The organism is Bacillus cereus group sp. MYBKT111-2, assembly GCF_051915205.1.
Lineage (GTDB): Bacteria > Bacillota > Bacilli > Bacillales > Bacillaceae_G > Bacillus_A > Bacillus_A paranthracis.
Genome location: NZ_JBQAEG010000003.1, coordinates 531,071 through 545,767, shown reverse-complemented (window position 1 = coordinate 545,767; position 14,697 = coordinate 531,071). Strand labels below are relative to the sequence as shown.

Sequence of the window (14,697 nt, the reverse complement as noted above, 5' to 3'; positions counted from 1 at the left end):
AAATAAAAATTTTGCTAAAAAACTAAATTTGTGTTAACCTTGAGAAGGTTACCATATATGGAGGTGGATTATTTGTTTCAAATTGGCGATAACATTGTTTATCCAATGCAAGGAGCAGGTATAATTAAAGCCATAGAAGAGAAGGAAATCGCAGGAAAAAAACAACAGTATTATGTTATAAAAATGTCGGCTAGTAATATGGAAATAATGATTCCAGAAGGGAAAATATTGAATTCAAATATACGACCAGTTACAGATATCACGGCATTAATACACATAATAGATATTTTTCAGCATGGAGAATCAGATAGATTACTTACGTGGAAACAAAGGTACAAAGTGAATACTGATAAAATAAAAACAGGTAAAATGCAAGAAGGTGCTGAGGTTGTGCGTGATTTAATGCGTATACAGAAAGAAAAGGCACTTAATGCAAGCGAAAAGAAAATGTTAGATAACGCACATGAATTTTTGATTAGTGAACTGGGATTAATTGAAGGTATCACAGAAAATCAAATAAAAAGCTTTTGTTAAGGTTCATTACAAATAATATATGGCATCCCAAAAAAGATCTTGAATTTTTTGGGAGTATAATTATAGAGAATTAATCATTTCAAAGACATTCAACTCTTTCAAACCACTTTTAGAGCATTAACCTCTTTTGTTATTACTACAATCAAATCCATTTTTATTTTTTAAATTTCTTTTACGAATATTCGAAGTTTAATTAAATACTTCGATAAAATAATTACTTGATTTTTGCAATCCTGATTCACACTGGCACGGACGAGGAGCCGTAAGGATGAAAGAGTGGTAGGGCTTTCATTGTTTTAGGTATATATAAGTTATTATTTTCATAAGAATATTGAACCGCTCTCACTTCTATTGTTAAGGGATTTTCTTATATGTGTATATCCTTTATATAAAAGAGATAAATTGACATTCACATATGGTAAATAAAAAAGGTTTCCTACTCAGGAAACCTTTTTTATTTATAGCATCCCATTTGTTTAATATTCGAATAACCTCTGGTTAAAGCGTATAAATTGACGTTACTATCTAAAAGTAAGTATGATGCGATTGTAGTAAGAATTTTTTTAGGGGGAAGAAACATGACAAGTTCGAACAAGAAAGCGGCAAGTATTTATGAAGGAACAAATGTAAACGCTTGGGGATCTTTTGAAAATATTGAAGAAACGAAGTTGTTTGATCAGATTCAAGTCGGAGCTTGGTCTCTTCGTAATCGCATAGCAATGGCACCGATGACGAGATGCTTTGCAGACAATGAAACTGGAGTAGTTGGTGCTGATGTAGTGGAGTACTATAGAAAGCGTGCTGCTGACGGAGTTGGATTAATTATTACAGAAGGAATCGTTATTAGCGCAAGAGCAAAAGGAAACCCAGGAGTACCAGGAATTTATACGCAAGAACAAATTGATTCATGGAAACCTGTTACAGAGGCAGTACATAAAGAAGGCGGGACAATTATTGCTCAAATATGGCATGTTGGACGTATGAGTCATCACGAAATAATTGGTGGGCAAATGCCGCAAGCGCCTTCTGCAATCGCTGCAGAAGGGAATGTTCCGCGTTTTCGTAAACCATTTGATACACCAGAAGCAATGACGTTACAAGAAATACAAGAAGTTATCAGTCAATACGCACAAGCTGCGAAAAACTCGATCAAAGCTGGGTTTGATGGGGTAGAAATTCACGGTGCACACGGATATTTAATTGATCAATTTACTTATGAGTTTGCAAATAAGCGTACTGATAAATATGGCGGTGACTTAAAGCAAAGATTAACGTTTATGAAAGAAGTAACTGAGGCTGTAATAGAAGCAGTTGGAGCTGATAAAACACTTCTTCGTTTCTCTGCTTTTAAAGGGGATAATCCTACTTATATGTGGGAAAACCCTGAGCTGGCAATTGAAACATTTGTAAATATGTTTAAAGAAGTTGGATTAACGATGATTCATCCTTCAACGATGAATTATACGCAAGTGATTGCTGACGGAAAGAATTTTCATCAATTAGTAAGAAAATATTGGGATGGTACGATTGTTGGGGTTGGTAATTTGAATCCGAAAGAAGCTGAAGAAGCGTTGCAAGAAGGAACAATTGACGTAGCTGCATTCGGAAGACCGTTAATTGCTAATCCAGATTTTGTTCATCGAATTAAACATGCTGAAAGTTTAGTTGAATATGACGCGAAAGAGCATCTTGCTACATTAATTTGAATAAAGATAAAAGGAGAACACATGGAGTGTTCTCCTTTTATTATGGAATTTCATAGGGGGAAGCGAGATGAGTGAAACGCTACTCGTTATTATTAGTATATTACTATTATTAATGTTGCTTTTAATCGTCTTTTTTATTATCACATTTTTTATAAAAAAACGGACGCATCATTCTATTTTAAAATTACATCCATACTTAGGAAGAATGCGTTACTTACTGGAAAAGATAGGGCCGGAATTCCGACAATATTGGTTTGATCACGATACAGATGGAAAACCTTTTTCACGTTACGATTTTCAAAGTGTTATGTTTTTAGCGAAGTATCGCTCTGAAATACTTGGTTTTGGGTCGAAACGAGATTTTGAAGCATCTGGTTATTATATTGCTAATACGTTGTTTCCGGTATTAACAGAAGAATTAAGTGTGAACGTAACGCAAGAACGTGAAGGGAAAAAGTATGTGATTCATAAAGAAGGATTATTTTCACGGAGAGAAAAATTGACAGCGGATACAACGAATCTTTGGTTATACGAAGAAGACGATGCAATTATCGTCGGCGAAAATCGTAAATATCCGTGGAAACTGTATGGCATGTTTGGGGCATCAGCAACTTCTTACGGTGCGATTGGCGAAAATTATATTTTAGCGAGCGGCTTTGGAGCGAAAATGGCAGGCGGATCGTGGATTAATACTGGTGAAGGTGGCGTTATTCCAGAACATTTACATACAGGGGCGAATATCGTTGCGCAAATTGGTCCAGGACTATTTGGATACCGTGATGAGGACGGGAATTTTTCAATGGAGAAATTTATGGAGAAAGTGAAAGAAAGTAATATTAAAGCATTTGAATTGAAATTTGGGCAAGGTGCGAAAATACGTGGTGGTCATTTAGAGGGGCAAAAAGTAAATGAGAAAATTGCTTCTGTTCGGAATGTACGAGTAGGAGAAACGATTAATTCTCCAAATCGATTTTCATTTTTGAATAATGCAGCAGATACACTTTATTTTATTCAGCGTTTGCAAGAAACTGGCGGTAAACCAATCGGTATGAAAATTGTAATCGGACAGCAGCAGCCGTTGGAAGATTTATTTAAAACTATGAAAGAATTAAATATCTATCCAGATTTTATTACAATTGACGGTTCAGAAGGCGGGTCAGGAGCAACATATAAATCGATGGCAGATTGTATGGGACTACCGCTTATTCCAGCATTACTTACATTTATCGATACAGCAAACCATTATGGTGTCCGTAACAAGTTTAAAGTATTTGCATCGGGTAAATTAATCACACCAGATAAAGTGGCGGTTGCTTTAGCGATTGGTGCAGATGCTGTAAGTTCAGCCCGAGGATTTATGATGGCAAGTGGCTGTATAATGGCGCTTCAATGTAATTCCGGACAATGTCCATCTGGAGTTGCCACGACGAATCCACACTATCAAAAAGCGTTAGATCCGTATGAGAAGAAATGGCGAGTTATGAATTATATTATTAGTATGAGATATAGTTTGTTTTCGTTAGCAGCAGCAGCGGGAGTAAAGAGTCCACGTCATTTAAAGAGAGATCATATTGTATTTAAAGATGAGATGGGGCGGATAGTTCCTCTCTCAGAATTGTTTCCTACTAGTAAATAGAAGTAAGCTATGTTTAATAGATTAAAAGTCATACATTTGTATGGCTTATTTTTATTAAAAAAATAGGTGTTTTATTTTCTGAATATTTTTACTTTAATTTCTTTTAAAAACCGGGTAATCCACTGGGATAAAGGCGTTTATGAAGGTTTTCACATGCAGTAAAAAACACCTGTTCACTTGAAAGAACAAAAAATGTTTGTTAAGGTAGGGAACCATAAGCGAAAACAAGAAAATAGAAAAAGTCATTTTTCGAAATTTTGAATGGCTTATGTAACTAAGGGAGAGATTTGGTGAAGATTGAGATTATGGTTTCGCTTGCTATTTATATGGCAGGTATGTTGTATATCGGTTATTGGTCTTATAAGAAGACATCCGATTTATCAGATTATATGTTAGGCGGAAGGGGACTCGGCCCAGCAGTTACAGCTTTATCAGCTGGTGCTTCTGACATGAGTGGTTGGATGCTAATGGGATTACCTGGTGCGATGTATGCGACAGGGTTATCAAGTGTGTGGATTGCGATAGGTTTATTAATAGGTGCTTATGTAAACTATTTAATTCTTGCCCCGCGTTTGCGAACGTATACAGAAGTGGCTAATGATTCAATTACGATTCCAGACTTTTTAGAGAATCGATTTAAAGATCGTACGAAAATACTTCGTTTTGTCTCCGCTATCGTCATTTTAGTATTTTTCACATTTTATGCGTCGGCTGGTTTAGTATCAGGTGGACGTTTGTTTGAAAATTCTTTTAACCTTGATTATAAAATTGGTTTATTTGTAACTGTTGGTGTCGTAGTTGCTTATACACTATTCGGTGGTTTTTTAGCAGTAAGTTGGACCGACTTTGTGCAAGGGTGTATTATGTTTATTGCTCTCGTATTAGTACCAATTGTTGCTTTTACAGATGTCGGTGGTGTAACAGAAACATTCAATACGATTAAGCAAGTTGATGCATCGCATTTAGATATGTTTAAAGGGACCACAATTCTTGGTATTATTTCCTTTTTAGCGTGGGGTCTTGGGTATTTTGGTCAACCACATATTATTGTCCGCTTTATGGCAATTACCTCTATTAAAGATTTGAAAACTTCTCGTAGAATCGGTATCGGTTGGATGACGATTTCAATTATAGGTGCAATGCTTACTGGTCTAGTTGGTATTGCTTATTACGCTAAAAATAATGCGACATTACAAGATCCGGAAATGGTCTTTGTAACATTCTCAAATATTTTATTCCATCCGTACATTACTGGATTTTTATTATCAGCTATTTTGGCTTCGATTATGAGTAGTATTTCCTCGCAATTACTTGTTATTTCAAGTGCAGTAACGGAAGATTTCTATAAAACATTTTTCCGTCGTAACGCAAGTGATAAAGAACTTGTATTTATCGGTAGACTGTCAGTTTTAGTAGTAGCTATGATCGCAGTTGTTTTAGCGTATCATCCAAGTGATACAATTTTAACACTCGTCGGTTATGCTTGGGCAGGATTTGGTTCAGCATTCGGACCTGCCATTTTATTAAGTTTATATTGGAAGAGAACGAACAAATGGGGCGTTCTTGCTGGTATGATTGTTGGTGCGATAGTTGTTATTACTTGGGTACAAATTCCAGGTTTAAAAGCAACTATGTATGAAATGGTACCTGGATTCTTCTGTAGTTTATTAGCTGTTATTGTCGTGAGTTTATTAACGAAAGAACCAATTAAAGCAATTCATCGTGAATTTAATGAGATGGAAGCAGTGCTGGAAGAAGAAACGAAATAATTAGAAAAGAGAGTAAACGATAACCATCGTTTACTCTCTTTTCATTTTAAATGAAAATAAGGAACTTGTTGACAACTAAAAGTAAGTAGCTTATAATAAGTTTGAGTTCAAGTTAATTTGTACTTTGAATAAAGATTTCAAATGGATTAAATACTTTTTAATAATTATCTCGAATTTGAGATAAATTGATAAACTGGAAGTTAATATGTAATTTTATGATTAATATCTCGAATTCGAGATAAAATTATCATGACGGATTTTACTAGGCAGTATGGACAAAATGAATAATGAATCTTAATGTAAAGCAATTTTTATAATGGAATAAAAAAGGAGTGGAAGAAATGGAAAAGAAAACAATGGGCATCCACCATATTACAGCGATTGTAGGGCATCCACAAGAAAATGTAGATTTTTACGCTGGTGTGTTAGGTTTACGTTTAGTGAAACAAACAGTGAATTTTGATGATCCAGGTACGTACCATCTTTATTTTGGTAATGAAGGGGGAAAACCGGGAACAATCATTACGTTTTTCCCATGGGCAGGTGCTCGTCAAGGAGTTATTGGTGACGGTCAAGTAGGAATCACTTCTTATGTTGTACCAAAAGGGGCAATGGAGTTTTGGGAAAATAGATTAGAAAAATTCGATATTTCGTATACAAAAATGACTCGATTTGGAGAACAGTACTTAGAATTTGATGATCCACATGGTTTGCATATAGAATTAGTAGAAAGAGAAGAAGGCGAATTAAATAATTGGACTTTTGGGGAAGTTACGCCAGAAGTAGCAATTAAAGGATTTGGCGGTGCAGTTCTTTTATCAACGCAGCCTCAAAAAACTGCTGAACTGTTAGAACATATCATGGGTCTTGAGAAAATTGGAGAAGAGGGTGAATTTGTTCGATTCCGTTCTTCTGCTAATATTGGCAATATTATTGATTTGAAATTATCGACAATCGGACGCGGTCAAATGGGTGTTGGTACAGTGCATCATATTGCTTGGAGAGCGAGTGACGATGCTGATCAGCTAGACTGGAAAGAGCATGTGTCCCGTTTTGGATACCACGTAACTCCTGTACAAGATCGAAATTATTTTAACGCAATTTATTTTAGAGAACACGGTGAAATTTTATTTGAAATTGCAACAGATCCCCCTGGTTTCGCTCATGATGAATCATTAGAGACGATGGGTGAGGAATTAAAGTTACCGGAACAATATGAAAAACATAGAAAACAGATTGAACAAACGCTTTTACCATTTGAAGTGAGAAATTTAGATTAAAGTGATTGAAAGGGGAAAAGGATTATGATGAAACATGTTTTTCAAAAAGGAAAAGATATGTCAAAACCAGTATTGCTATTACTTCATGGTACAGGAGGTAATGAATTAGATTTATTACCACTTGCAGAAATAATGGATCCGGAAGCTTCAGTATTAAGTGTCCGTGGAAATGTATTAGAGAATGGGATGCCACGTTTCTTCCGTCGATTAGCAGAAGGTATTTTTGATGAAGAGGATCTTATTTTCCGTACGAAGGAATTAAATGAGTTTTTAGACGAAGCTGCAAAAACATATGAATTTGATAGAAATAACATTGTAGCTATCGGTTATTCAAATGGAGCAAACATTGCGGCAAGCTTATTATTCCACTACGAAAATGCGTTAAAAGGTGCTGTGCTTCATCACCCAATGGTGCCTAGAAGAGGAACACAATTGCCTAATTTAGCTGGGAAATCCGTGTTTATTGCTGCTGGGACAAATGATCCAATTTGTTCATCTTCTGAGTCAGAGGAATTGAAGCTACTATTAGAAAATGCAAACGCTAATGTAACAATGCATTGGGAAAATAGAGGACATCAATTAACGATGGGTGAAGTAGAAAAAGCAAAAGAATGGTATGGAAAAACAGTTCTATAAGTATAAATAATAAAAGAAGCATCTGCTAATCGTTAGCAGATGCTTCTTTTATTATTTAAGACTGGATTGCAAGGTGAGGTGAAGAAAGTGGTAGGTGAATATCAACGACCGTACCTTTATTTAATTCACTTGAAATGTGTAATTTACCATGATGTTCTTCAATTATTTTGTAACACATCATTAATCCTAGCCCTGTGCCTTTTTCTTTTAAACTATAAAAAGGTTCGCCTAAACGGGAGATACGATCTTCTGGGATACCGCAACCTTCATCGATGATCCGTATTAAGATGAAATTACCCTCTAATGGTTTTGTTTGGATGAAAATATTTCCGCCATTTGGCATTGCTTCAATCGCATTTTTTAATATATTTATAAAAACTTGTTTTAATTGGTTACCGTCACATTGAATGTCATATACGTAATCAAAATGATCCATAATGATATGAACGCTATGCATAATTGCGGTTGGTAAAATAAATGTAACTACCTCTTCAATTAAAGTTTGTATGTTACAAGTTTGGATTGCTAATACTTGTGGTTTAGACATCGCCATAAATTGACTCGTGATAGATTCCATCTGTGAAATTTCACTTAACATAACATCGATATACCACTTCTGCTCCTCATTTATTTCAGGGAGTAGCAATGTTAGAAAACCTTTTAGAGAAGTGAGTGGATTTCGAATTTCATGAGCAATTCCAGCTGTCAGTTGTCCGACTACTGCGAGCTTTTCAGATTTTCGTAATAACTTTTCCGTTTCCTTTAGCTCAGTAATATCTCTTCCCATTACGATAAGACCTTTACGGGAGCCGTCAGGGTGATAGAGAGGAACTTTCGATATACTTAAGATTAGGTCGAAATCATCTCTATGAATAATAAATTCTTCACCATGAAGAATTTGTCTTTGTTGCCATGCTAATTCATCGACTTCTTCACAATGTAAAAAAGCTTCTCGGTACGCTTCATTATATTGAATGAGTTCACTATCTTTTTTTCCGTGGTAAGGTACATGATGGAAATTGAAGCAAGAAAGTGCGTAGTCATTTGCCACAAGCCAGCGCCCTTCATGATCTTTAAATATAACAAACGCAGGCATGGAGTTTACTAATGTGCGTAATCTCTTCTCACTTTCTTTCAGCTTTTTCTCAATTCTTTCTGATTTTTCAAGAGGCTTCATAATGGCATATACGCCAGTTAGACGATTTTGGACAAAAATAGGAACTAGTTTTGTCACGACATCTAATAAGAATCCATCTTTATGATAAATAGATAAAATATACTCTTGTTGATTATCCGCTTCCGTATTCTTTATATTTTGTAATACTTGCTCAGAAATATGAGCTTCTAAAATCGAGGTAATGCTTTTTCGCTCTAATGCTGAAGAAGTGTAACCTAGTATTCTTTCAGCAGAAGGATTAGTGTGTATAATAATTCCCTCTAAATTTAATGAAATAATACCATCAGGGTTGTGTTCGAACAGAGATGCGTACATTTCTGCTAATGAACGATCTTGTATATGGTTGCGTAAACGTCTAGAAATGTTCGGATGACGTTTTCTTTGAGTTGATGAATATTTTTTACGACTCATAATAGTTCCTCCGTACAAATAGCATCTAAAAAGATTTGTCTATTCATAACTATAATATAGATGTAATGTGTATTTCTATAAAAAATGGAAGTTATATAATAAATTTTGTTTTCTTTATTTTGGAAAAGTACGTATAGGGTGGTAATAAGGGGAGCTTATATTGTTTTATAAATCATTTGTAAGTTACAGGAGTAGGTTTTCCTTATAACATTAGGGTAGAAGAGGGGGAGAGAAAATGAGAACTTATATTCAAGGGATCGATCATGTACAAGTAGCTGCGCCTGTAGGGTGTGAAGAAGAAGCGCGAGAGTTTTATAGTAATAAAATTGGTATGGAGGAAATCCCAAAGCCAGAGGAATTAAAGAAGCGCGGTGGGTGCTGGTTTAAGTGTGGAAATCAAGAGATTCATATCGGAGTTGAGCAAAACTTCAATCCAGCTAAAAAGGCGCATCCAGCTTTTTATGTTTTAAAAATAGATGAATTTAAACAAGAGTTAATAAAGCAAGGTATTGAAGTAATAGATGATCATGCACGACCAGATGTAATTCGATTTTATGTGTCAGATCCGTTCGGAAATCGAATTGAATTTATGGAAAATAAAAACTAGGTGGAAATCCACCTAGTTTTTTAACCTTTTCTAAACAATCCTAATACTTCAACTGTTTCTGTAATGTTAACGAATGCATGAGGGTCAATTTCAGAAATTGTTAATTTCATACTTGCTAATTCTTCACGAGAAACGACTGTCATAAGTACACGTTTCTTTTCGCTAGAATAAGCACCTTCGCCATCAAGTAATGTAATGCCACGTACAACAGTTGAAAGAAGTTGTTTTTTCATTTTTTCTGCTTCATTTGTTACAATCATAAGTGTAACCTTCCGATGTTTCGTATGAATAGCATCAATAACTTTACCAGTTACATAAATCGAAAGTAAGCTTGTAAGAGCAACATCCCAAGTGAAGAAGAATCCTGCAATGATTACAACGACTGCATTTAAAACAATAAGGAATCCGCCAAGTTTAATATCTCTTTTGCGAGATAACAACATACCGATAATATCAAATCCACCAGTTGATCCATTACAGTTAAAAACAAGACCGATACCAGCTCCGGCAATAACACCACCAAAGATAGATGATAAAAGTGGATCTGTTGCTACGACTTTCACTGGAACATAGTATAATGCAACAGATAATACAATAACAGAGACAATCGTGTTAAAAATGACTTTTTTTCCAAGACCTATGTATCCTAAAATAAGGATAGGTAAGTTTAATACAAAGTTAATAATACCTGTGTTTACAGGAGTTACAATCCCTAAAATAATAGCAATTCCGCCAATTCCACTACTTAAAATTTTGTGGGGGATAAGGAAAAGATTAAAGGCAATCGCAATAATAATAGAACCAATAATAACACCAAGAAATCTGACCATCTCTTTCCCGTCCTTCACTGAAAAATTCATATTATTTCAAGATTATATATGATATTGAAAGTTTTGGGTAAAAACAGTTTATTTCGGAAAATTAGATTAATCAAAAGAATTTGAGTATTTTACCATTTGAAAGGGGATACAGTTGTGAAGATAAAAACATATCAACAGAAAAGCCCGTTGAAGCAAGAATGTGAGGATTCTTATTTTTGTAATGAAGAAAAAAAGATTTATGGTGTATGTGACGGTGCAACACCACTTGTCCCGTTTCGTGATGAAAAGGGACATAATGGAGCATACATCGCTTCACATTTATTTGCAAGTTATTTTAATTCATTCCGCGAAAATCATAGTTTACAAGTTGCAGTTGCAAAAGCAAATGAAGCATTGCAAAGAAAAATGTTAGCATATGGAGTAGATACGAGAAAGAAAGAGCATTTGTGGTGCACATGTATCGCGGCAGTCCAAATAGTTGGTGAGAAAATTGAATACGCACAGTTAGGGGACTGTATGATTGTCGCAATATTTCGAAAAGGAACGATGCAAGTATTAACGAAAGATACGGTTGAAGGAATTAGTAAACGAGCAAAAAAGAAAAGAGAAGAAGATCGTAAAAAAGGGTTATCTGTACCAGAAGAACATGTTTTTCAAGATGTGCGAGAACAGTTAAAATACAATCGTTATCTTGCAAATGTGAAGGGGGGATATTCCGTTGCGAATGGAATGAAAGAAGCAATTCATTATTTGCAGCATGGGGAATTACATGTAGATGAAGTGAGTGGGATTTTTATTTGTTCAGACGGATTATTCCACCCAGATTGGCCACTCGAACAAACTGTTGCATATATAAGAAAGAATAGTATAAATGAATATGTAGCAATTATTGAAGAGTTAGAAGGGGAAAAGAGAATACGACCAGATGATAAAACAATTATGATGATTGATTTTTAAGGGGGATATTCAAATGGAAATTAAATGTGTAAATTTAGCATTTCAAGATGAATTAGTTCCTTTAGAAAAAGTAAACAAACTGATTATTCACCATACATCCGAAGATGGATGGGATGTGTATAAAACACATGAATTTCATCAAAAAGTAAGAGGGTGGAGCGGGATCGGTTACAATTATTTTATTGAAGAAGATGGAACTGTAGTCGAAGGACGTGGTTTACATATTGGAGCACATGCGAAAGATCATAATAGAGATACAATTGGAATATGTATGACGGGTAATTTTGATAAATATGATCCAACTACCGCACAAATGAATGCATTATATTCTTTATGTAAAATGTTTATGAATCGGTTTGCTATAAAGAAAGAAAATATACTCGGTCATAGGGAGCTAGAAGGCGTTACAAAAAGTTGTCCTGGAAAGCGTTTTTCTATGGTAGAGTTAAGAAACATACTATCTTACATATAGAGGAGTAATAAATGATGATGAATATAAAAATACCAAATGATAAAAAAGAAGAGCTTGTAGCACAAATTCAGCAATTTTTCGTTGAAGAAGATTTAGATGAAATTGGGCGTTTTCAAGCAGAACGTTTAATAGAAGAAATGATTAAATTAGTAGGACCTTTTGCATACAATCAAGCAATTGGAGATGCTAGAAAGCTTGTAACAGAGAAACTATCTAATATTGAAGAAGATTTGTATGTGTTAGAAAAAAGTGAAGGGAAGTAAACTTTCTCTAATTATAAAATAAGTGTTATGTCACGGCCTTTTCCGATGTTTTATTTGGAAAAGGCCGTGACATTTTTTTATTGTCATCAGGAAAATAATGAAACTTATTCCTCTATCTCGTACTCCATTCTTTTGCCATTTCATCATGATATGCTTCTGTCCAATGATATGGTTGCAACTCTTTTAAAGGTTTAAAAATAATATCTTGTTTAGCATTTGTAATCGCACACTGTACTTCTGGTCCCCAATAAAATAAACGTTCTTGGCATACACCACAAGGCGAGAGTACCTTTAATTCAGAATGCTCATTTTCTCTCGCAAGACAAATAGAATGTGTAACTTTCTTTTGAAATTTATGAGCTTCTAAAATTGCACCTGTTTCCATACAAAGTTCAGTTGAAGCATTTATTACATCCGGAGCAACGCTTGTATAAATTGTTCCATCTTCTACACGAATTGCTGCGGCTCCACCCCAATCGTTTGGATATCTTTGTTCAATTAACTGTTTCACCACATCATATAATTGTTGCTCAATATTCAATTTCTTTTCCTCATTTCTGCCCAAATTCAAGTTTTTTTATTTCGAAATATTCTTTCTTTTATCATGATAACATAAACAAAAAAATAGAATGAACTTTTAATTTCAAGCCATCTTTTTTGCCAAAAGGAACGTTTTTTTATAAAAAAGTTGAGATTAAAAATATATTATCTTAATTTTATCTTTTTTTAATAATTTGTTTATGGGCAATTTATAGTTGTTATTTATAATTCCTATATATAGCAGCTATTGATACTATAAATAAGAAATTTGAATGTGTAACACTTTGTATTCCATTAGCTGTAATCAAAATTTATAACATAAATTGCGCACATAGAATCTTCTTTTGAAAGAAAAGTGGTGTAATTCTTTGTTAAATGAAGGAAGGGTTTGGGAAGCTATGAATAAAACAATTTTAAAAACATGTATCATATCAGCAGTTTTAGGTGGAAGTCTATTAAGTGAAACGACTGGAGTGGTGAAAGCAGAAGAGATTACACCAAAAACGAATCATACTGGTGTATTTAAAGATGTTCCAAAGGGGCACTGGGCATATGAGGCGATTCAGCAATTAACAGACGAGAAAATCATTTTCGGCTATGATGATGGAAGATTTGGTTTTGGAGATAACGTGACACGCGAACAAGTTGCAGCTTTACTATATCGTTATTTTAATTTGGCAGAAGACAAAAATTATCAGAACCCATATGGAGACGTAAGTGAAGATTCGACAAGTTATATAAAGGAGATTTTGTCTTTAACAGAAATGGGCGTTTTTAAGGGTGACGAGCATGGGAACTTTAGACCGAAGGCTTCCTTAACGCGTGCAGAAATGGCACAAGTTCTTACAAATGCTTTTCATTTAAAGGCAAAGAGTGATCATACTTTTAATGACGTTTCAACGAACTCATGGGCAAGAAATGCAATTAGTGCTGTTCAAACAAATAATATTGCAAAAGGAGTAGGAGGAGGGAAATTTGCTCCAAGTATGGATGTGACGCGTGAACAGTACGCACAATTTTTATATAATGCAATACAAGAAACTAATCAAACTAAACAAACGAAAGGGCAACTACTAGCTAGCATACTTGGTGAAACAAATTGGCAAGGGACAAAAGTCTATGACAAAGATCATAATGATGTAACGAAAGAAAATCAAAATTTCATCGGGCTTGCAAAATATGATGCTAAAACGGCAAGGTATGAATTTTTTAATGCAAATACAGGAGAGAGTCGTAATGATAGCGGTACCTTTTTTATAACGAATGATGGAAAGAAAAGAGTGTTAATTTCTGAAACGCAAAATTATCAAGCAGTTGTTGAATTAACGCAATTAGATAAGGAGAAATTTACATATAAAAGAATGGGGAAAGATGTAAAAGGGAACGATGTAGAGGTGTTTGTTGAACATATTCCGTACCATGAAAAAGAACTTTCTTTCACGTGGCCTGATAAAAATTTAGAAAGCTCGACAGGTAAAATAGTTAAAGATGTTGATGGAGATGAAATTTTATCTAGTACACTATGGAACGGAACTGTGGTATTAGACGAACAAGGTAATGATGTAACAAAATATAACTCAAACTTAATCAGTCTAGCAAAATACGATAAAAATACAAATAAATACGAGTTTTTCAATGTGAATACAGGAGAAAGTCGTGGAGATTACGGTTTCTTTGATGTTGTACATGGTAATAAAATAAGAGCTCACGTTTCGTTAGGAAATAATAAATACGGTGCAGTTCTTGAACTTACAGAATTAAATAAAGAGAAATTTACGTATACAAGAATGGGGAAAGATGCGAATGGAAAAGATATAAAAATCTTTGTTGAGCACGAACCGTATACAGGTGGCCTAAAACCAAATTTCACAAAGTAAGATGTAAAAGA

At 34.6% G+C, this 14,697-nt stretch carries 14 protein-coding genes; 11 read left to right on the top strand and 3 right to left on the bottom strand.

What is annotated here, in order from left to right; translation table 11 throughout:
- The first annotated feature begins 72 nt into the window (after nt 1-72).
- The 6 genes from ACTFNE_RS11550 (at nt 73) to ACTFNE_RS11525 (ending at nt 7,561) form a co-directional block, all read left to right on the top strand.
- Nucleotides 73-534 (top strand): CarD family transcriptional regulator, encoded by a 462-nt coding sequence (locus ACTFNE_RS11550; RefSeq protein WP_000486324.1) that lies wholly within the window; start codon nt 73-75, stop codon nt 532-534.
- A 578-nt stretch (nt 535-1,112) separates the two neighbouring features.
- A complete protein-coding gene (locus tag ACTFNE_RS11545; protein WP_270704964.1) occupies nt 1,113-2,240 on the top strand; it encodes an alkene reductase in 1,128 nt (375 codons plus the stop codon).
- Nucleotides 2,241-2,307: 67 nt separating this feature from the next.
- Nucleotides 2,308-3,876 carry an FMN-binding glutamate synthase family protein gene (locus ACTFNE_RS11540; RefSeq protein WP_270704965.1) on the top strand — a complete coding sequence of 523 codons (1,569 nt, stop codon included), beginning with the start codon at nt 2,308-2,310 and terminating at the stop codon, nt 3,874-3,876.
- A 290-nt stretch (nt 3,877-4,166) separates the two neighbouring features.
- Nucleotides 4,167-5,645: a sodium/proline symporter PutP gene (gene putP / locus ACTFNE_RS11535; RefSeq protein WP_270704966.1), complete on the top strand. Its 1,479-nt coding sequence runs from the start codon at nt 4,167-4,169 to the stop codon at nt 5,643-5,645.
- A 341-nt stretch (nt 5,646-5,986) separates the two neighbouring features.
- Nucleotides 5,987-6,925, top strand: a complete 939-nt coding sequence (locus ACTFNE_RS11530; RefSeq protein WP_073540755.1) for a ring-cleaving dioxygenase — start codon at nt 5,987-5,989, stop codon at nt 6,923-6,925.
- 24 nt (nt 6,926-6,949) lie between these two features.
- On the top strand, nt 6,950-7,561 hold the full coding sequence (locus tag ACTFNE_RS11525; RefSeq protein ID WP_270704967.1) for an alpha/beta hydrolase: 612 nt from the start codon (nt 6,950-6,952) through the stop codon (nt 7,559-7,561).
- A gap of 55 nt (nt 7,562-7,616) precedes the next feature.
- Here ACTFNE_RS11525 and ACTFNE_RS11520 read toward each other — a convergent pair whose 3' ends face one another.
- Nucleotides 7,617-9,149, bottom strand: coding sequence for a BA3702 family sensor histidine kinase (locus tag ACTFNE_RS11520; RefSeq protein ID WP_270704968.1), 1,533 nt, complete (start codon nt 9,147-9,149; stop codon nt 7,617-7,619).
- Nucleotides 9,150-9,384: 235 nt separating this feature from the next.
- On the opposite strand from ACTFNE_RS11520, the gene ACTFNE_RS11515 reads away from it, so the two are divergent.
- Nucleotides 9,385-9,756: a VOC family protein gene (locus ACTFNE_RS11515; protein ID WP_270704969.1), complete on the top strand. Its 372-nt coding sequence runs from the start codon at nt 9,385-9,387 to the stop codon at nt 9,754-9,756.
- Nucleotides 9,757-9,776: 20 nt separating this feature from the next.
- Here ACTFNE_RS11515 and ACTFNE_RS11510 read toward each other — a convergent pair whose 3' ends face one another.
- Entirely contained in the window at nt 9,777-10,586 is an 810-nt protein-coding gene (locus ACTFNE_RS11510; RefSeq protein WP_000251338.1) for a YitT family protein, read from the bottom strand.
- A 126-nt stretch (nt 10,587-10,712) separates the two neighbouring features.
- On the opposite strand from ACTFNE_RS11510, the gene ACTFNE_RS11505 reads away from it, so the two are divergent.
- From ACTFNE_RS11505 to ACTFNE_RS11495, 3 genes are read left to right on the top strand one after another with little or no spacing between them, the layout of a single operon-like run.
- Nucleotides 10,713-11,534 carry a protein phosphatase 2C domain-containing protein gene (locus ACTFNE_RS11505; protein WP_046198971.1) on the top strand — a complete coding sequence of 274 codons (822 nt, stop codon included), beginning with the start codon at nt 10,713-10,715 and terminating at the stop codon, nt 11,532-11,534.
- A 13-nt stretch (nt 11,535-11,547) separates the two neighbouring features.
- A complete protein-coding gene (locus ACTFNE_RS11500; RefSeq protein ID WP_000402952.1) occupies nt 11,548-12,006 on the top strand; it encodes a peptidoglycan recognition protein family protein in 459 nt (152 codons plus the stop codon).
- An 11-nt stretch (nt 12,007-12,017) separates the two neighbouring features.
- On the top strand, nt 12,018-12,269 hold the full coding sequence (locus tag ACTFNE_RS11495) for a DUF2164 domain-containing protein (protein ID WP_001983516.1): 252 nt from the start codon (nt 12,018-12,020) through the stop codon (nt 12,267-12,269).
- Nucleotides 12,270-12,381: 112 nt separating this feature from the next.
- On the opposite strand, the gene ACTFNE_RS11490 is transcribed toward ACTFNE_RS11495, so the two are convergent.
- A complete protein-coding gene (locus tag ACTFNE_RS11490) occupies nt 12,382-12,810 on the bottom strand; it encodes a cytidine deaminase (RefSeq protein WP_017560432.1) in 429 nt (142 codons plus the stop codon).
- A 397-nt stretch (nt 12,811-13,207) separates the two neighbouring features.
- Between ACTFNE_RS11490 and ACTFNE_RS11485 the strand changes: the two genes are divergently transcribed.
- A complete protein-coding gene (locus tag ACTFNE_RS11485) occupies nt 13,208-14,686 on the top strand; it encodes a DUF4822 domain-containing protein (RefSeq protein WP_270704970.1) in 1,479 nt (492 codons plus the stop codon).
- The last annotated feature ends 11 nt before the right edge of the window (nt 14,687-14,697 follow it).

Bases quoted from the DNA above. Each gene is read 5' to 3' on its own strand.
- ACTFNE_RS11485 (WP_270704970.1), top strand. From the start codon at position 13,208: ATGAATAAAACAATTTTAAAAACATGTATCATATCAGCAGTTTTAGGT.
- ACTFNE_RS11510 (WP_000251338.1), bottom strand. From the start codon at position 10,586: ATGGTCAGATTTCTTGGTGTTATTATTGGTTCTATTATTATTGCGATT.
- ACTFNE_RS11540 (WP_270704965.1), top strand. From the start codon at position 2,308: ATGAGTGAAACGCTACTCGTTATTATTAGTATATTACTATTATTAATG.
- ACTFNE_RS11515 (WP_270704969.1), top strand. From the start codon at position 9,385: ATGAGAACTTATATTCAAGGGATCGATCATGTACAAGTAGCTGCGCCT.
- ACTFNE_RS11500 (WP_000402952.1), top strand. From the start codon at position 11,548: ATGGAAATTAAATGTGTAAATTTAGCATTTCAAGATGAATTAGTTCCT.
- ACTFNE_RS11525 (WP_270704967.1), top strand. From the start codon at position 6,950: ATGATGAAACATGTTTTTCAAAAAGGAAAAGATATGTCAAAACCAGTA.
- ACTFNE_RS11530 (WP_073540755.1), top strand. From the start codon at position 5,987: ATGGAAAAGAAAACAATGGGCATCCACCATATTACAGCGATTGTAGGG.
- ACTFNE_RS11495 (WP_001983516.1), top strand. From the start codon at position 12,018: ATGATGATGAATATAAAAATACCAAATGATAAAAAAGAAGAGCTTGTA.
- ACTFNE_RS11520 (WP_270704968.1), bottom strand. From the start codon at position 9,149: ATGAGTCGTAAAAAATATTCATCAACTCAAAGAAAACGTCATCCGAAC.
- ACTFNE_RS11545 (WP_270704964.1), top strand. From the start codon at position 1,113: ATGACAAGTTCGAACAAGAAAGCGGCAAGTATTTATGAAGGAACAAAT.